This window comes from Candidatus Accumulibacter cognatus (assembly GCF_000584975.1).
In the GTDB taxonomy this organism is placed as follows: Bacteria; Pseudomonadota; Gammaproteobacteria; order Burkholderiales; family Rhodocyclaceae; genus Accumulibacter; species Accumulibacter cognatus.
This window is the reverse complement of record NZ_JDST02000064.1, coordinates 22,438-39,246: the sequence shown is the minus strand read 5'-3', so window position 1 is coordinate 39,246 and position 16,809 is coordinate 22,438. Positions and strand designations below refer to the sequence as shown.

Below are 16,809 nucleotides of genomic sequence, written 5' to 3'. Positions count from 1 at the left end.
GACGATGAGCTTCCAACCCCTTCATTTCTACCAGACCGGCACCTTCACCATCGGCAACCGCCTTCTCGACGAAGAAGACCGGACGGTGCAGTCCGACATCCGCCGCACCAATTCACTCAATTCGGGGCATCGCGCCTGCCAGGGCTGTGGTGAAGCACTCGGCGCGCGTTTTGCCATCGATGCGGCGATGAATGCCGCGCGTGGCCGACTGATTGCGGCCAATGCCACCGGTTGCCTTGAAGTCTTCTCGACCCCCTACCCCGAGACCTCGTGGCAGATCCCCTGGATTCACTCGCTCTTCGGCAACACCGCCGCGGTCGCCACCGGCATCGCTGCTGCGATCAAGGTGAAAAGACAAAAAGGCGAGATGGCTGATGTCCGCGTCGTTGCCCAGGGTGGCGACGGTGGCACCACCGACATCGGTTTCGGCTGCCTGTCGGGAATGTTCGAGCGCAATGACGATGTCTTGTACATCTGCTACGACAACGGCGGCTACATGAACACCGGCGTGCAGCGCAGTTCGGCGACGCCGCCGGCAGCCCGCACGGCGACCACCATGCCGGTCGGTCCGGAGCCCGGCAACGTCTTCGGCCAGGGCAAATTCGTTCCGGCAATTGCCATGGCGCATGAGATTCCTTACGTCGCGACGGCGACCGTTGCGGGCCTGCACGACCTCGAATACAAGGTCACCAAGGCCATGGGCATGCGCGGCGCACGCTACATCCACATCCTGGTGCCCTGCCCTCTTGGCTGGGGCGCGGCCTCGCAGGACACCATCAAGCTGGCACGCCTGGCCAAGGAAACCGGCATCTTCCCGGTTTTCGAAGCGGAACACGGCGAGGTCACCGGCGTCCTGAAAATCCGCCGGCAACAGCCAGTCGAGGAATACCTGCGACTGCAGAAACGCTATGCCCACCTGTTCGGCAAGGCGCCGGCAGTGGCAACGATCGCCCGCTTGCAAGCGGCGGCGGACAAGAACATTCGCAAGTACGGACTGCTTGACCAGGAGGCGAACTGATGGAAAAACCCTTTGCCATAACCCTAGATCCCGGCTCTTCGCTGGCCAACCGCACCGGCTCGTGGCGCACGTCCAGGCCGGTGTATGTTGACCGCCTGCCGCCCTGCAACAATCAATGCCCGGCCGGTGAGGACATCCAGGGCTGGCTGTTCCATGCCGAATCCGGCGATTATGAAAGCGCCTGGCGACACCTGACCAAGGACAACCCCTTCCCGGCAATCATGGGACGCGTCTGCTACCACAGTTGCGAGAACGTCTGCAACCGTGGCAAGATCGATGCAGCTGTCGGCATCAATTCGGTCGAGCGCTTCCTCGGCGACGAGGCACTCAAGCGCGGCTGGAAGCTGACGGCACCGACCACCGAATCTGGCAAGCATATCCTGATTGTCGGCGCCGGCCCCTCGGGCATGTCGGCAGCCTACCACCTGCGCCGGCTCGGTCACCGCGTCACGGTCCATGAGGCAGGCCCGCTGCTCGGCGGCATGATGCGCTTCGGCATTCCCAAGTACCGTTTGCCGCGCGATGTGCTCGAAGCCGAGATGCAGCGTGTCGTGGAACTTGGGGTCACGGTGAAACTAAACAGCAAGGTCGACAACATCCTCGACACCATGCAGGCCGGCAAGTTCGACGCCGCTTTCCTGGCGGTAGGTGCGCACATCGGCAAGCGAGCGAGGATTCCAGCCGGTGACGCCGCAAAAATCATCGACGCCATTTCGCTGCTGCGCAGCATGGAAGGTGAAGACAAGCCCATGCTTGGCCGGCGCGTCGTCGTTTACGGAGGCGGCAACACGGCCATCGACGTGGCGCGCACCGCAAAGCGTATGGGCGCCGAGCCGCTGATCGTCTATCGTCGTACGCGCGAGAAAATGCCGGCACATGATTTCGAGGTCGAGGAGGCGCTCCAGGAAGGGATCATGGTCAAGTGGCTGTCGACCATCAAGCAGGCCGACGAATCCTCGTTGACCATTGAAAAGATGGCCCTAGACAGCAATGGCTTTCCGCAGCCGACCGGCGAAATTGAAACCATCGAGGCCGACTCGCTGGTGCTTGCGCTCGGGCAGGACGTCGATCTCGGTTTGCTCGAAGGCGTTCCAGGACTGCAGGTCAGCGATGGCGTGGTGCAGGTCGGCGCCAACATGATGACCGGCCATCCGGGTATTTTCGCAGGTGGCGACATGGTCCCGGCCGAACGCAACGTCACGGTCGGCATCGGTCACGGCAAGGCGGCGGCAAGGCATATCGACGCCTGGCTGCGGAAGGAGCAATACATCCCACCGCCCAAGCACGAAGTTGCGGTTTTCGAGAACCTCAATACCTGGTATTACACCGATGCGCCGAAAACCGTTCGTCCGATGCTGGATATCATTCGTCGTCAATCGACCTTCGATGAAGTCCAGGGCGGACTCGATGAAAGCACCGCGCTGTTTGAGGCCCGGCGCTGTCTTTCCTGTGGCAACTGCTTCGAATGCGACAACTGCTACGGCGTCTGTCCGGACAATGCGGTCATCAAACTCGGCGCCGGCAAGCGCTTCGAGTTCAACTACGACTATTGCAAGGGCTGCGGCATGTGTGTCGCCGAATGTCCCTGCGGTGCGATCAAGATGGAAGCAGAACAAATCTGAGCACTGAGCAACGCCGGCATTGATGCTCCCGGCCGCTTGCCGCAACCGGGGCGCGCAAACCACGTGATCCGGCATCGTGATCCGGATCGCCCAATCCGGGGACACTTCGAACCTGGCGTTTGAAGTGTCCTTTCGTTCTTCCCTAACCGCGAGGTATGTATGTCCACTGAAACAAAGAATGTCTACGTATTTGGTGCCGCTCGAACTGACGGCGACGCCACAATGAAGAATCTTCTCGGAGGCAAGGGCGCCAACCTGGCCGAAATGTGCCGCCTGGGGATCCTCGTACCCCCCGGCTTCACGATCAGCACCGAGGTGTGCGCCGTCTATAGCGAGCAGGGCCAGGATGCCGTGGTCAAGCTGATCGAGGCGGACGTCCGCGATGGCGTGGCTTTCGTCGAAAAAGAGATGGGTAAAAAATTTGGCGACGCGTCCGATCCGCTGCTGCTGTCGGTACGCTCGGGTTCGCGCGCCTCGATGCCGGGCATGATGGACACCATCCTGAATCTCGGCCTCAATGACGAGGCGGTTGCCGGACTGGCGCGCAAAGCTGGCAACGAACGTTTTGCCTGGGATTCATACCGCCGTTTCGTACAGATGTATGGCGATGTGGTGATGGGCCTCAAACCGGTATCGAAACAGGAACACGATCCCTTCGAAGTGGTCATCGACGCGCTCAAGGAGAAGAAGGGAGTGCAGCTCGATACCGAACTCGACACCGACGACCTCAAGGAACTGGTGCTGCGTTTCAAGGGACTGATTCGTGCTCGCGTCGGCCGCGAGTTCCCGACCGATCCCTGGGAACAACTGTGGGGTGCGGTGATGGCCGTTTTCCAGAGCTGGAACAACGACCGCGCCAAGGTCTACCGCGAACTGAACGACATCCCTGACTCCTGGGGTACAGCCGTGAACGTACAGGCCATGGTCTTCGGGAATCTGGGCGATCAAAGCGGCACCGGCGTTGCCTTCACGCGCGATGCGGGCACCGGTGAAGACCTGTTCAATGGCGAATTCCTGGTCAATGCACAGGGAGAGGACGTCGTTGCCGGCACCCGTACACCGCAACAGATCACCCTCGAAGGGTCGCGCCGCTGGGCTCAACTGGCACTGGTCAGCGAAGAGGAGCGCCGCAGCAGGTTCCCGTCACTCGAGGAACTGATGCCCGACATCTACCGGCAACTCCTGCAGGCGGAAACAACGCTCGAGAACCATTACCGGGACATGCAGGACGTCGAATTCACGATCCAGGAAGGCCGCCTGTGGATGCTCCAGACGCGCAACGGCAAGCGCACCGGCGCGGCCATGGTGCGAATCGCCATGCAGATGCTCAAGCAGGGCATGATCGATGAAAAAGAGGCCTTGCGGCGGGTTGACCCGGAGCGTTTGAACGAACTCCTGCACCCGGTTTTCGACCCGTCAGCGATCAAGAGGGCACGTTCCATCGCACATGGCCTGCCAGCCTCTCCGGGCGCTGCCACCGGACAGATCGTCTTCTTTGCCGATGAGGCCGAGGAGTGGGTCAGAAAGGGCAAGACCGTGATCCTGGTTCGTCAGGAAACGTCACCCGAAGATCTGCGCGGCATGAGCGTCGCCAAGGGAATCCTCACCGCTCGCGGTGGCATGACCTCGCACGCGGCCGTCGTCGCGCGCGGCATGGGCAAATGCTGCATCTCCGGAGCGGGCGCCGTACGAGTCGATTACCACGCACGTTCGATGTCGATCGGCGACCGGACTTACCAGGAAGGCGACTGGATCTCGCTCGATGGTTCGACCGGTGAAGTCTACGAGGGTCAGATACCGACCAAGGAAGCCGAACTCACCGGCGACTTCGGTGCCTTGATGGAACTGACCGACCGCTACAAGCGGCTCGGAGTGCGGGCCAATGCCGACACCCCCGATGACGCCAAGGTGGCACGCAATTTCGGTGCCAAGGGCATCGGCCTGTGTCGCACCGAACATATGTTCTTCGAGGGCGACCGCATCAAGGCGGTTCGCGAAATGATCCTCGCCGATGACGAAGCCGGTCGGCGGCGGGCGCTGGCCAAGTTGCTGCCGATGCAGCGCGGCGACTTCGAAGGCCTATTCCGCGAGATGAGCGGTCTGCCGGTCACCATCCGCCTGCTCGATCCACCGCTGCACGAGTTCGTCCCGCATGACGAAGAAAACCAGCGGATCATGGCCCACGAGATGAATGTACCGCTGGGTGTAATCAAGATGCGCGTCGACGATCTGCATGAGTTCAACCCGATGATGGGTCACCGCGGCTGTCGCCTCGGCATCACCTACCCGGAAATCACCGAAATGCAGACGCGCGCGATCCTCGAAGCGGGCCTCAACATGAAGGCCAAGGGTTTCGACGTCAAGGCCGAAATCATGATTCCGCTAGTCGGGACGGTCCGTGAATTCAACGCCCAGGCCAAGGTCATCCGCCAGACGGCGGCGGCGGTCTTTGCCGAGCGCGGCGAAAAACTCGACTACCTGCTCGGCACGATGATCGAAACGCCGCGCGCTGCCCTGATCGCCGACAGCATCGGCGGACAGGCGGAGTTCTTCTCGTTCGGCACCAACGACCTGACACAGATGACCATGGGTTTCTCGCGCGATGACGCCGGCAAGTTCCTGCCCAGCTATCTGAAAGATGGCATGTACGAGCAGGATCCTTTCCAGTCGATCGACCAGAAAGGCGTCGGACTGCTGGTCAAGATGGCCGTCGAGAAAGGTCGTTCGGTACGTCCGGGAATCAAGCTGGGCGTCTGCGGTGAACACGGTGGTGACCCGGCTTCGGTCGCGTTCTTCCACCGAACGGGTCTCGATTACGTCAGTTGCTCGCCGTTCCGGGTGCCATTAGCCCGCCTGGCTGCAGCGCAATCAGCTCTCGACGACGGCAAGTAAGCCTTTGTCAACAAGCCTGGCGCCCGGCGCCCGGCTTTCCCTCTCCTGACACCTCTGGCTTGCCAGAGGTGTCCTTTCCTTGAGCACATGAACTTCGAACTTCTCGCCAGCGATGGTGCGGCCCGTCGAGGCCGCCTCGGCCTCGCCCATGGCTGCATCGAAACCCCCGTTTTCATGCCAGTTGGCACCTATGGAACGGTCAAGGCGATGACTCCGCGCGACCTCATCGAGACCGGCACGCAAATCTGTCTGGGCAACACCTTCCACCTCTGGCTGCGCCCCGGTCTGGAGGTCATCGCCGCACATGCCGGCCTGCACCGCTTCATGTGCTGGAACGGCCCGATCCTCACCGACTCCGGTGGCTTCCAGGTATTTTCGCTGGGTGCGCTACGCAAGATCAGCGAAGAGGGAGTCCGCTTCCAGTCGCCGATCAACGGTGACCGCCTGTTCCTGACGCCTGAAGAGTCGATGCGTATCCAGCATGTCCTCGATTCGGATATCGTCATGATCCTTGACGAATGCACGCCCTACCCTGCCACCCGTTCCGAAGCAGCCAGTTCGATGCGGCTGTCGCTGCGCTGGGCCAGCCGCTCGCGCCTTCAGCACGATCAACTGGAGAACGGCAACGCGCTGTTCGGAATCGTGCAGGGTGGCATGTATGAAGACCTGCGGGACGAATCGTTGGCTGGGCTTGCCGAAATCGGCTTCGATGGCTTCGCGATCGGCGGGCTGTCAGTCGGCGAACCGAAGCACGAAATGGCGCGCATCCTCGCCCACAGCACGCCGCGCCTGCCGCAAAACAAGCCGCGCTATCTGATGGGAGTGGGTACCCCGGAGGATCTGGTGGCTGCCGTACAGGCTGGAATCGACATGTTCGACTGCGTTCTGCCAACGCGCAACGCGCGCAATGGCCATTTCTTCACTCGCCATGGCGACGTCCGTATCCGTAATGCCAAACACAAGAACGACCCGCGGCCGCTTGACGAAAGCTGCGGGTGCTATACCTGCCGAAACTTTTCGCGCGCCTACCTGCACCACCTCAACCGTGTCGGCGAGATTCTCGCCGCCCAGCTCGGCACACTGCACAACCTGCACTATTATCACCAATTGATGAAAGAGCTGCGCGATGCAATTTCCACCGGCACACTTTCTGCGGTAGTGGCCGCTTTCCATAGCAGGCGCTGTCAGCAGAGCTGAACGGTAGTGGTACAATTGCCGGTTCAATTCAAACATTCTGCCATAGGAGACTGATGTGCTGATCAGCACCGCCCACGCCCAACAAGCTGCCGCCACCGACCCGATGGGCGGCTTCATGCAGCTGCTGCCGATCATCCTGATGTTCGTCGTCCTTTATTTCCTGATGATTCGCCCGCAAATGAAGCGTGCGAAGGAACACAAGGCGCTGATCGAGGCCCTTGTCAAGGGCGATGAAGTCGTCACCGGCGGCGGCATTGCCGGCCGTGTCACACGGGTCAGCGACAACTTCCTGACTCTCGAGGTTGCCCCTGCCGTCGAAATCCAGGTACAGAAGCAGGCCGTCACGGTGCTTCTGCCCAAAGGAACGCTGAAGGCGCTCTAGCCACCCTGCGGGCGGCTTGCCTTGCACGTCGCGCCCGCGTCATCCGAACAAAAGCATCCCATATCCATGAATCGTTATCCGCTCTGGAAATACCTCATCGTCGCCTTCGCAGTGCTATTCGGCCTGGTGTACACCCTGCCGAACTTCTTCGGCGAATCCCCAGCGGTCCAGGTTTCCAGCGCCAAAGCCACGCTCAAGGTCGATGAGAAAACCCGCGAACGCGTCGCCAGCACCCTGCAGACGGCAGGCATCGAGCACAGCGGGATCTTCCTCGACAGCAACGGCGTCAAGGCGCGTCTGCAGAGCACGGATAGCCAGTTGCAGGCGAAAGACCTGCTGGAAAAGCAGTTCAACCCTGACGCCAATGATCCACAGTATGTCGTAGCGCTGAATCTGCTGTCGAGTTCGCCGCAGTGGCTGAGCAGTTTGCACGCATTGCCGATGTATCTCGGTCTGGACCTGCGCGGCGGTGTTCATTTCCTGCTGCAGGTCGACATGAAAGGTGCCATTACCAAACGCCTCGACGCGATCAGTGGCGACCTGCGCACGCTAATGCGCGACAAGACCATCCGCCACGCCGGAATCATCCGTGAAGGCGAGCGGGTGGTGATTCGCTTCCGCGACAACGAGACGCGCAGCAAGGCGCGCATCGCTCTCGAGGACAACCAGTCCGACCTGCTCCTGGCTGACCAGGGAGAGGGCGATGAGTTGAAGCTGATCGCGACGCTCAAGCCCGAAGCAATCAAACGCATCCAGGAATTCGCGATCAAGCAGAACATGACCACTTTGCACAATCGGATCAATGAACTCGGCGTCGCTGAACCGGTAATCGCCCAACAGGGTGCCGACCGCATCGTTGTACAGTTGCCGGGGGTGCAGGACACGGCCAAGGCGAAGGACATTCTCGGCCGCACCGCAACGCTTGAGATCCGCATGGTCGATGACACCCCAGGCGCCGTCGAAGCAGCACAGGCCGGTCAGCCACCTTTTGGCGCTGAACTCTATGTGGAACGTGGCGGCATGCCGCTGCTGGTCAAGAAACAGGTGGTGCTGACTGGCGAACGACTCACCGACGCGCAGCCGGGTTTCGACAACCAGACACATGAGCCCGCCGTTCACCTGACTCTCGACTCGGCCGGAGCCCGTATTTTCAAGGACATCACGCGCGACAATGTCGGTAAACGCATGGCCATCGTGCTGGTCGAAAAAGGCAAGGGGGAGGTCGTCACTGCGCCCGTCATCCGGGCCGAGATCGGCGGCGGTCGTGTGCAGATTTCCGGCCGCATGAGCACCATGGAAGCCAATGACACGGCGTTGCTGCTGCGTGCCGGTTCGCTTGCGGCTCCGATGGAGATCATCGAGGAACGTACCATCGGCCCGAGCCTGGGTGCCGAAAACATCAAGAAGGGTTTTCTGTCGACGATGTGGGGGTTTGCGGCAATTGCCGCATTCATGATCGCCTACTACATGCTCTTTGGCCTGGTTTCGGTAATTGCCCTGGCATCCAACCTGCTTTTCCTGGTCGCCCTGCTCTCCCTGCTGCAAGCGACCCTGACCCTGCCGGGAATCGCCGCCATCGCGCTGGCGCTGGGCATGGCGATCGACGCCAATGTCCTGATCAACGAGCGGATCCGCGAAGAACTGCGCAATGGCTCGACGCCACAAGCGGCGATTCATACCGGTTACGAACGCGCCTTCGGGACGATTCTCGACTCCAACATCACGACGCTGATTGCCGGCATCGCCTTGCTGATTTTCGGATCCGGGCCGGTCCGCGGCTTCGCGGTGGTGCATTGTCTGGGAATTCTGACTTCCCTGTTCTCGGCGGTGGTCGTCTCACGGGCCTTGATCAACCTGATCTATGGTCGTCGGCGCAAGGTCGACTCGCTGGCCATCGGCCAGATCTGGAAACCGACAACAAACGCAGCCAACGTCGGCGCAGCCAAATAGGAAAGCACGCAGATGGAATTTTTCCGGATCAGCAAAGACATCCCGTTCATGCGGCATGCCCTGGTTTTCAATGTCATCTCGCTATTTACATTTCTATTGGCAGTGTTTTTCCTCTTCAGCCGCGGCCTGCACCTCTCGGTCGAGTTCACGGGCGGTACGCTGATCGAACTCCACTATGCGCAGGCGGCCAACTTGGAGAAAGTCCGTGACGGCCTTGGCAAGGCGGGCTACACCGATCTCTCGGTACAGAATTTCGGTTCCAGCCAGGATGTCCTGATTCGCCTGCCCCTCAAGGCCGAGCAGAACACCGCCAAGATCGGCGAGGCCGTGATGCAGTCCCTCGCCACCGAAGCACCGGGCGCGACGCTGCGTCGAGTCGAGTTCGTCGGCCCGCAGGTTGGCAAGGAACTGGCAGAAAACGGCGCCCTGGCGCTCTTGCTGGTGGTCATCGGCATCGTCGTCTACCTGGCTTTTCGCTTCGAGTGGCGTTTTTCGGTGTCGGCGATCATCGCCAACCTTCATGATGTAATCATCATCCTTGGTTTCTTTGCCTTTTTCCAGTGGGAATTCTCGCTTTCAGTGCTGGCAGCCGTACTAGCCGTCCTCGGCTACTCGGTCAACGAGTCGGTCGTCGTTTTCGACCGCGTCCGCGAGACCTTCAAGAAAGTCCGGGGGCTCACCACGCCGCAGGTGCTCGACCACGCGATTACCAGCACCATTTCGCGAACCATCATCACGCATGCCTCGACACAAATGATGGTGCTGTCGATGCTGCTCTTCGGCGGTGAGACCTTGTATTACTTCGCCCTGGCACTGACCATCGGCATCTGTTTCGGTATCTATTCCTCTGTGCTGGTGGCGAGTCCGCTGGTGATGTGGCTCGGCGTCTCGCGCGAGCAGTTCATCAGGCCCAAGAAGCAGATCGAAGGCGCCAATGATGAGGGTGCCGTCGTCTAGATGACCGTTTTGAGCGAGCCTTACGTTGACCGGAGCTGCTTCAAGATGTGTTCACGAAAACCCTTGATGGAACTGAAAATCGTCGTCTTTGCCCTGTTCACGCTCACCATGTCTGCCTGCACGAGCACGCGTTATGAATATGTCTTGCCGGCTACCGACTCAGGCCGTATCTGCATTACACACTGCGCGGGTGTTCAGGAGACCTGCCGTGGCAACGAAATACAGCGGGCTCAGTGGGAAAAGGAAGGCTGTGAACGGCGCAACGAATCGGCCTACCGTCACTGTATTTCCCGTGCTGTCAGCAAGGATGATGCCAAGAAGTGTGACAAGCAGCGCGGCTATTGTTCGGCTACCGAAAGCACCTGGCGTTGCGAAGAGGACTATCGTCGGTGTTTCGTGAACTGTGGCGGCAGGATATATACCCATACCGAGTAGTCCACAGGCCTCCGGATAGGTGAGCCATCGGCTCGCCTGTAATCCGGCTCGTCGGTTCCCGCACGGTGCTGCGCGCCTGTGCCAGGAGGAGTGGCGGGGCCTCCTCAACAATTCCAAACTGATTCGGCAGGGCGCAAGACCGAGTCCTGCCAACGGTGAGGTTTCTTGTCGGCTTCCCGATCATGATCATGATCGGGAAGCCTGGAAAAGTCATGACCGTTAGCCAGCGATCACCGACAGCGCCTCGTGATAGTCGTAGTCAAGGTCCTCGGCGACCTCACGGCAGGTGACTTTTCCGAGGGCGACGTTGAGACCATTGCGCAGGTGTTCGTCGTCCTGGAGCGCCTGCCGCCAGCCTTTGTCAGCGATCTGCAGTGCAAAAGGCAGGGTCGCGTTGTTGAGCGCATAGGTCGAGGTGCGCGGCACGCCGCCCGGCATGTTGGCGACGCAATAATGCACGACGTTGCCGACCAGGTAGGTCGGATTGGCATGCGTCGTCGCCTTGGCCGTTTCGCAGCAGCCGCCCTGGTCGATGGCGACGTCGACGATCACCGAACCCGGCTTCATCGCTTCGACCATCTGGCGAGTGACCAGCTTGGGTGCGGCGGCGCCAGGGATCAACACGCCACCGATGACCAGATCGGCGCGCAGCACATGCTGCTCAACGTTGTCCCGGTTGGAAAAGACAGTGATCACGCGCGCGCCGAGCAGGCGATCCATGCGCCGCAGCACATCAATGTTGCGATCGATAACCACCACCTGGGCACCGCTGCCAACTGCGATCTGCGCTGCATTCGAGCCGACGACACCACCGCCGAGGATGACGATCCTGGCCGACGGCACGCCGGCAACGCCACCGAGCAGGACACCCATGCCTCCATGCGCTTTTTCGAGGCAGTAGGCACCGGCCTGGACCGACAGGCGGCCGGCGACTTCGGACATCGGTGCCAGCAGTGGCAGGCCACCGCCGGCCTGCGTGACCGTTTCGTAGGCGATACAGACCGCACCGCTCTTGACCAGATCGGCACACTGCGCCGGATCGGGCGCAAGATGCAGATAGGTATAGAGAATCTGTCCTTCGCGCAACATCGCACGCTCCTCGGCCTGTGGTTCCTTGACCTTGACGATCATTTCGGCGCAGGCAAAAATCTCCGCGGCGGTGGGTGCAATGACTGCGCCGGCCTTCTGGTAGACCTCGTCGGTGGCGCCGATGCCTTTGCCGGCGCCAGTTTCAACCGTCACCTGATGGCCGTGGGCGACCATTTCCCGGACCGATGACGGGGTCAGACCAACGCGGTATTCGTGGTTCTTGATTTCTCTGGGTACACCGATGTGCATCTCTGTCTCCTTACCAGTGGTTGAGGGCCGACCATCTTAGGGCATTTTCCAGCGAACGGCGTTTTTTTCGACCACCTTCCCGGTGCCGCAGGCCATCTCCCCAATGCCCACAGCGGCTTCCATGAGACCGTCAGAACACCGCTGATTCCTGGGTGGCTGACGCGACTTTCACATCAACGTCGAGCAATTCGCAAGGGGCGTATATCGCAGGCATCATCGAGATCGCTGCGTTTCACCCAAAGCACGACGAAGATCAGGCCAGCGGCCGCAAACACCGAACTCAAGGTATAAGTCAGCCCGGCCCCCAGGCGGTCCCAGGTCCAGCCGCTGAGCAGACTGCCGAGCAGGCCGCCGGCGCCAAACGAGATACTCGAATACAGCGCTTGTCCGCGCGCTTGGCAGCGCCCTGGAAACCAGCGGTTGACTGCGGCAATCGCTGCCGCATGATAGGCGCCGAAGGTCAGCCCGTGCAGGAGTTGGGCGAGGATAATCACCGCCAGCCACTCGATGCACCAGCCGATCATCAGGAAACGCAACACCGTTGCGGCAAAACTGATGAGAAGAATGACCCGCAGGCCAAGGCTTCGCTGCATGGCGACCATGAAAAAGAAGACGCCGATTTCGGCGAGGACGCCGAGCGACCATAGACCACCGACCAAGAGCTTGCTGTAGTGATGATCGGTGAGATGGATCGAGTAGAACACATAGAGCGAGCCATGCGCCGCCGACATCAGGAAACACGCGGCAAACAGTGCCCGGACACGCGCCTGGCGGATGATCGTGGCCACCGGGAGTTGTTCATCCGCCGATCCATACGACGCCACTTCGGGAACCACCAGCGCGCAGACCAGAATGCCGGCCAACGTGCCAACGATCACCCACAGCAGCCTGGGCAAGGGCATGCTGTCCAGCAGCGCGCCGGTTCCCATGACGGCGACGATGAAACCGATCGATCCCCATAGGCGGATGCGGCTGTACTGGCCAGGCTTGTCACGCAGATGGTCGAAAGTCACGGTTTCGACCAGCGGCAGCGCGGCACTCCAGAAAAACGCCAGCAATGCCATGGCGGCCAGCATCGCCACAAAGCTCTGCACGACAAAAAAAGCCAAAAACCCGAACAGGCTGAGCAGGGCCGCGAGACGGACGATCCTCACCCGCTGCTCCAGACGATCCGAGAGAGCGCCCCATATATAAGGCGCACAAAGACGCATCAGCTGCATTTGCGACATCAGCAGGCCAATGTCCCAGGCCGAAAACGATAGCGACTGGAGATAGAGCCCGAAATAAGGCGAAAATGCGCCGACGAAAGCGAAATAGAAGAAGTAGTAGCCGGAAAGTCGCCAATAGGGAAGGTCATGCATCCGGCAATTCTACCGGATGCATCCGACGACTCCGGCCTCGATCGAATCAGACGCCGTTCTTGTGTGCAACCAGCATTCGGTACATCTGGTCCTTCAGCCACACGCGTTGCTTCTTCATGTTCTCGATGGTGAAGTCGTCGACCGGCAGGTCTTCTTCTTCGAGCCGCTCGACCTCTCTGGTCAGTTGATGGTACTCGTCATACATGTGGCCAAACTGCTCGCTTGCCGTTTTCAGCGAGTGAATGTAATCCAAATACTCGGGAAACTCATGGTGAAGGTCGTGGTGCTCAACTTGCATGATCATCGCCCCTGTGGCTGGTCCCGGCCCGCCCCATGCGTGACCGGACAACGCGATTATACCCATTGCCAGGTCTGCCCGTCACCCCACCGGATGCGCCGGAATCACTGGCGTCGGGCAGACCACGTCGGCGCACTGGGCGCGATGCCGCAAGGCCTGATCGATCAACACCAGGGCCAGCATGGCCTCGGCAATCGGCGTCGCGCGGATGCCCACACAGGGGTCGTGTCGACCATGGGTTGCGACCACCACCGGCTGGCCCTCAAGAGTCACCGAGCGGCGCGGCAGACGGATGCTCGAGGTCGGCTTGATCGCCAGATTAACGACCAGATCCTGGCCGCTCGAGATACCTCCGAGCACACCACCGGCATGATTGCCGAGAAAGCCCTGCGGTGTCATTTCGTCACCATGTTCGCTACCCTTCTGAGAGACGCTGGCAAAACCAGCGCCAATCTCGACTCCTTTGACCGCATTGATGCCCATCATCGCATAGGCAATCTCGGCATCGAGACGACCATAAACCGGTTCCCCCCAGCCCGGTGGAACACCCGTTGCCGTGACCGTGATCTTCGCCCCCACTGAATCACCGGACTTGCGCAACACATCCATATACTCCTCGAGTTGTGGAATGATGGCCGCGTTCGGGGCAAAGAAGGCATTGCCATCGATCTCTCTCGTGGCAACGAAAGGGATTTCGATCGGACCAAGCTGGCTCATCCAGCCACAGATGCGAACCCCGTAACGTTCCGCCAGCCACTTGCGGGCGATCGCCCCGGCAGCGACGCGAACCGCCGTCTCACGAGCCGACGAGCGACCACCACCGCGATGGTCGCGAAAACCGTACTTCTGTGTGTAAACATAGTCGGCATGTCCCGGACGGAAGGTCTCGGCGAGGTTACTGTAGTCCTTGCTGCGCTGATCCTGATTGCGGATCAGGAGAGCAATCGGCGCGCCCGTGGTCCGACCTGCAAAGACTCCCGACAGAATCTCAACGGCATCGGGCTCACGCCGCTGCGTCACATGCCGCGAGGTTCCGGGTTTGCGGCGGTCCAGATCGGCCTGAATATCGGCCTCGCTGATCGCAAGTCCAGGTGGGCAGCCATCAACCACGCAGCCGATCGCCGGCCCATGCGACTCACCAAAAGAAGTCACGGAAAACAGGGTGCCGAAGGTATTGCCGGACATGGCGGCCTCTTGAGCGTTAAAATTGAACAGCAGTCTACCATAGTGCCACCTTCCCCTCTCCGAGCTCGTCCTGATGATCACCAAGCTGACACATTCTGACTGCAGGATACTCATACCATCCACGCCAAGGCGCTGAATTCCTTGCTGATCCTGAACTTCCAAGCCTTCAAAAAAGGCTTTAGTTGTGACCGTTGAAAGAGTACTTCAGCGAGCCCACTCCCATGAATCACCTTGAATCTGATAAGAAACACGAATTTCTCTCGGGAATCCGCGATACGCTGCCGCTGCTACTCGGCGCGCTGCCGTTTGGGCTGATTTACGGTGCCATCGCTGCTACCTCTGGTCTGTCGATGGCGGCAGCAATCCTGATGTCCGCGCTGGTTTTCGCCGGTTCATCGCAGTTCATTGCCGTCGGGCTCGTCGCCGCACAGACGCCGGTCGCGATCATCGTGCTGACAACCCTGATCGTCAATCTGCGCCACATGCTCTACAGCGCCACCCTTCTCCCGTATCTCAAGGAGCTACCGCAAAGATGGCGGATTCCACTGGCGTTCTGGCTGACCGATGAAACCTTCGCGGTAACCGTGCACCGCTTTCAAAAGAACGATTCGTCACCTTGCAAACACTGGTACCAGCTCGGCTCGTCGATCGCCATGTATCTCAACTGGCAATCCTGGTGCTTTCTCGGATTGGTGCTCGGCCACCGCATTCCTGACGCGCAGAGTTGGGGGCTTGATGTGGCGATGCCGGTAACCTTCATCGGGATGATCATCCCCTTTGTCAAAACCATCCCTGTCCTGCTCTCCGTTCTCACGGCAGGGGCGGCGTCGCTGCTCACGCTGGCGATGCCCTACAAGCTCGGGATCGTCGTTTCCGCTTTCGCCGGCATCGCCTCGGGCCTTCTGGCGCAGCGCATCATCGACGCACGCCAGAAGGCTCACCGGCGATGAGTGGCGCTGAAGCCTGGATGCTTGTCGGGATGGTGATCGTAACCTTCGGCATCCGCTATTTTCTGTTCGCAGTGGCAGACCGGATTCGCCTGGCGCCGTGGCTCGAAGTCTCGCTCAGGTTCATCCCGCCGGCAGTGCTGACGGCCATCACCGTACCAGCCGTCCTGCTGCCGAATGGCGAGTGGCAGGTTTCGTTTGCCAACTCCTACCTGGTCGCCGCGCTGCTCAGCCTTGCCGCCGGCATCGTCACGCGCAATCTGTTGATGACGATAGCCATGGGTCTTGCGGCGTTCTTCGCCCATCGATATTTTTTCTAGCAGCGCTAGCGGTTGCGAAACGATGCTTGGCCGGGCCGTCGCCTGCTAATGACCCTCGATCGCCCGTTTACGCAGCATTTCGACAATCATTGACGCCGTCTGCTCGATCGAACGATGGGTGGCGTCAATGATTGGCCAGCCGCGCCGGATGAACAGGCGACGCGCTTCGAGCACTTCCTTGCGCAGACCGTCAATATCCGCGTAGTCGGTATTGGTGTCGTCCTGCAGAGCGGTCAGGCGGGCCGCACGGACCATCGCCAACCGCACTGGATCCACGGTGAGCCCGACGATCAATGGCTTACGCACATGCAACAGCGCAAGCGGCGGCGGCGCCCCCGGCACCAGCGGCACATTGGCGGCCTTGATGCCGCGCGAAGCAAGGTACATGCAGGTCGGCGTCTTGGTTGCCCGTGACACCCCGACGACGATCACGTCTGCGCCCTCGAGATCATCGCTGCCGATACCGTCGTCGTGGGCCAGGGTGTACTTCATGGCCTCGACACGGCGGTAGTAGTCCTCGTCAAAAGCGTCGCCAGAACTGTTGTGAAACTGTACAGTGGCGCCGGAGTATCCGGCGAGCCGGCCGAGCAGCGGCTCGAGCGCAAACTGGTAAGGGAGGTTGAGCCGACGACAGCCTTCCTCAAGTGCCTCGCGGATATCGTGGTGGCTGATGCTGTGCAGAACATAGCCCGGCGAACTGGCGAATGTGCCGAGGATTTCGGGAACCTGGTCGAGGTGGCGGACCATCTTCCACAGCCGGCGTTTCACCTCGAGTCCAGTAAGTTGGGTTACAGCATTGCGCGCCAGCATCTCGACCAGCTCGCCCGAGGCGTGCGAGACAAGATACAGGACAATGGTCCTGCTGTGCTCAGCCTTCCGTCCCTTCTCCTTCATCATCTCGCACCCT

15 protein-coding genes are annotated in these 16,809 nt (G+C 60.5%); 10 read left to right on the top strand and 5 right to left on the bottom strand.

Annotated features, from left to right (window positions below; all coding sequences use genetic code 11):
- Positions 1 to 4: 4 nt before the first annotated feature.
- From AW06_RS12525 to AW06_RS12490, 8 genes are all read left to right on the top strand, one after another.
- Positions 5 to 1,018 (top strand): thiamine pyrophosphate-dependent enzyme, encoded by a 1,014-nt coding sequence (locus tag AW06_RS12525; protein ID WP_034950536.1) that lies wholly within the window; start codon positions 5 to 7, stop codon positions 1,016 to 1,018.
- Entirely contained in the window at positions 1,018 to 2,640 is a 1,623-nt protein-coding gene (locus AW06_RS12520; RefSeq protein WP_034950534.1) for an NAD(P)-binding protein, read from the top strand. The genes AW06_RS12525 and AW06_RS12520 overlap by 1 nt, the downstream gene beginning before the upstream one ends.
- A 159-nt stretch (positions 2,641 to 2,799) precedes the next feature.
- Positions 2,800 to 5,532 carry a pyruvate, phosphate dikinase gene (gene ppdK / locus AW06_RS12515; RefSeq protein ID WP_034950531.1) on the top strand — a complete coding sequence of 911 codons (2,733 nt, stop codon included), beginning with the start codon at positions 2,800 to 2,802 and terminating at the stop codon, positions 5,530 to 5,532.
- A gap of 87 nt (positions 5,533 to 5,619) precedes the next feature.
- The gene (gene tgt / locus AW06_RS12510; protein WP_034950528.1) at positions 5,620 to 6,729 is read left to right on the top strand and encodes a tRNA guanosine(34) transglycosylase Tgt; all 1,110 of its coding nucleotides are present in this window, start codon (positions 5,620 to 5,622) and stop codon (positions 6,727 to 6,729) included.
- A gap of 55 nt (positions 6,730 to 6,784) precedes the next feature.
- Complete coding sequence (gene yajC / locus AW06_RS12505) at positions 6,785 to 7,111, top strand: preprotein translocase subunit YajC (protein ID WP_034931364.1); 327 nt, start codon at positions 6,785 to 6,787, stop codon at positions 7,109 to 7,111.
- A 66-nt stretch (positions 7,112 to 7,177) separates the two neighbouring features.
- Positions 7,178 to 9,061 carry a protein translocase subunit SecD gene (secD, locus tag AW06_RS12500; protein WP_034950526.1) on the top strand — a complete coding sequence of 628 codons (1,884 nt, stop codon included), beginning with the start codon at positions 7,178 to 7,180 and terminating at the stop codon, positions 9,059 to 9,061.
- A 12-nt stretch (positions 9,062 to 9,073) separates the two neighbouring features.
- Complete coding sequence (gene secF / locus AW06_RS12495; RefSeq protein WP_034950524.1) at positions 9,074 to 10,018, top strand: protein translocase subunit SecF; 945 nt, start codon at positions 9,074 to 9,076, stop codon at positions 10,016 to 10,018.
- Positions 10,019 to 10,084: 66 nt separating this feature from the next.
- Positions 10,085 to 10,453 (top strand): hypothetical protein, encoded by a 369-nt coding sequence (locus AW06_RS12490; protein WP_034950520.1) that lies wholly within the window; start codon positions 10,085 to 10,087, stop codon positions 10,451 to 10,453.
- 219 nt (positions 10,454 to 10,672) lie between these two features.
- On the opposite strand, the gene ald is transcribed toward AW06_RS12490, so the two are convergent.
- The 4 genes from ald to aroC form a co-directional block, all read right to left on the bottom strand.
- Positions 10,673 to 11,791, bottom strand: a complete 1,119-nt coding sequence (gene ald / locus AW06_RS12485) for an alanine dehydrogenase (RefSeq protein WP_034950518.1) — start codon at positions 11,789 to 11,791, stop codon at positions 10,673 to 10,675.
- 173 nt (positions 11,792 to 11,964) lie between these two features.
- Positions 11,965 to 13,152 (bottom strand): MFS transporter, encoded by a 1,188-nt coding sequence (locus AW06_RS12480; protein ID WP_034950517.1) that lies wholly within the window; start codon positions 13,150 to 13,152, stop codon positions 11,965 to 11,967.
- A 46-nt stretch (positions 13,153 to 13,198) separates the two neighbouring features.
- Entirely contained in the window at positions 13,199 to 13,450 is a 252-nt protein-coding gene (locus tag AW06_RS12475; protein ID WP_034950698.1) for a DUF465 domain-containing protein, read from the bottom strand.
- Positions 13,451 to 13,531: 81 nt separating this feature from the next.
- The gene (gene aroC / locus AW06_RS12470; protein ID WP_034950514.1) at positions 13,532 to 14,635 is read right to left on the bottom strand and encodes a chorismate synthase; all 1,104 of its coding nucleotides are present in this window, start codon (positions 14,633 to 14,635) and stop codon (positions 13,532 to 13,534) included.
- A gap of 221 nt (positions 14,636 to 14,856) precedes the next feature.
- Here aroC and AW06_RS12465 point away from each other — a divergent pair, with 221 nt between their 5' ends.
- On the top strand, positions 14,857 to 15,585 hold the full coding sequence (locus tag AW06_RS12465; protein ID WP_034950512.1) for an AzlC family ABC transporter permease: 729 nt from the start codon (positions 14,857 to 14,859) through the stop codon (positions 15,583 to 15,585).
- Positions 15,582 to 15,902: an AzlD domain-containing protein gene (locus tag AW06_RS12460; protein WP_034950509.1), complete on the top strand. Its 321-nt coding sequence runs from the start codon at positions 15,582 to 15,584 to the stop codon at positions 15,900 to 15,902. Before AW06_RS12465 ends, AW06_RS12460 begins: the two co-directional genes overlap by 4 nt.
- A gap of 45 nt (positions 15,903 to 15,947) precedes the next feature.
- Here the strand turns inward: AW06_RS12460 and AW06_RS12455 are convergent, their stop codons facing one another.
- Positions 15,948 to 16,799 carry a pyruvate, water dikinase regulatory protein gene (locus AW06_RS12455; protein ID WP_046535405.1) on the bottom strand — a complete coding sequence of 284 codons (852 nt, stop codon included), beginning with the start codon at positions 16,797 to 16,799 and terminating at the stop codon, positions 15,948 to 15,950.
- Between the last annotated feature and the right edge of the window lie 10 nt (positions 16,800 to 16,809).

Bases quoted from the DNA above. Each gene is read 5' to 3' on its own strand.
- AW06_RS12525 (WP_034950536.1), top strand. From the start codon at position 5: ATGAGCTTCCAACCCCTTCATTTCTACCAGACCGGCACCTTCACCATC.
- AW06_RS12520 (WP_034950534.1), top strand. From the start codon at position 1,018: ATGGAAAAACCCTTTGCCATAACCCTAGATCCCGGCTCTTCGCTGGCC.
- ppdK (WP_034950531.1), top strand. From the start codon at position 2,800: ATGTCCACTGAAACAAAGAATGTCTACGTATTTGGTGCCGCTCGAACT.
- tgt (WP_034950528.1), top strand. From the start codon at position 5,620: ATGAACTTCGAACTTCTCGCCAGCGATGGTGCGGCCCGTCGAGGCCGC.
- secD (WP_034950526.1), top strand. From the start codon at position 7,178: ATGAATCGTTATCCGCTCTGGAAATACCTCATCGTCGCCTTCGCAGTG.
- secF (WP_034950524.1), top strand. From the start codon at position 9,074: ATGGAATTTTTCCGGATCAGCAAAGACATCCCGTTCATGCGGCATGCC.
- AW06_RS12490 (WP_034950520.1), top strand. From the start codon at position 10,085: ATGGAACTGAAAATCGTCGTCTTTGCCCTGTTCACGCTCACCATGTCT.
- ald (WP_034950518.1), bottom strand. From the start codon at position 11,791: ATGCACATCGGTGTACCCAGAGAAATCAAGAACCACGAATACCGCGTT.
- AW06_RS12480 (WP_034950517.1), bottom strand. From the start codon at position 13,152: ATGCATGACCTTCCCTATTGGCGACTTTCCGGCTACTACTTCTTCTAT.
- AW06_RS12475 (WP_034950698.1), bottom strand. From the start codon at position 13,450: ATGCAAGTTGAGCACCACGACCTTCACCATGAGTTTCCCGAGTATTTG.
- aroC (WP_034950514.1), bottom strand. From the start codon at position 14,635: ATGTCCGGCAATACCTTCGGCACCCTGTTTTCCGTGACTTCTTTTGGT.
- AW06_RS12465 (WP_034950512.1), top strand. From the start codon at position 14,857: ATGAATCACCTTGAATCTGATAAGAAACACGAATTTCTCTCGGGAATC.
- AW06_RS12460 (WP_034950509.1), top strand. From the start codon at position 15,582: ATGAGTGGCGCTGAAGCCTGGATGCTTGTCGGGATGGTGATCGTAACC.
- AW06_RS12455 (WP_046535405.1), bottom strand. From the start codon at position 16,799: ATGATGAAGGAGAAGGGACGGAAGGCTGAGCACAGCAGGACCATTGTC.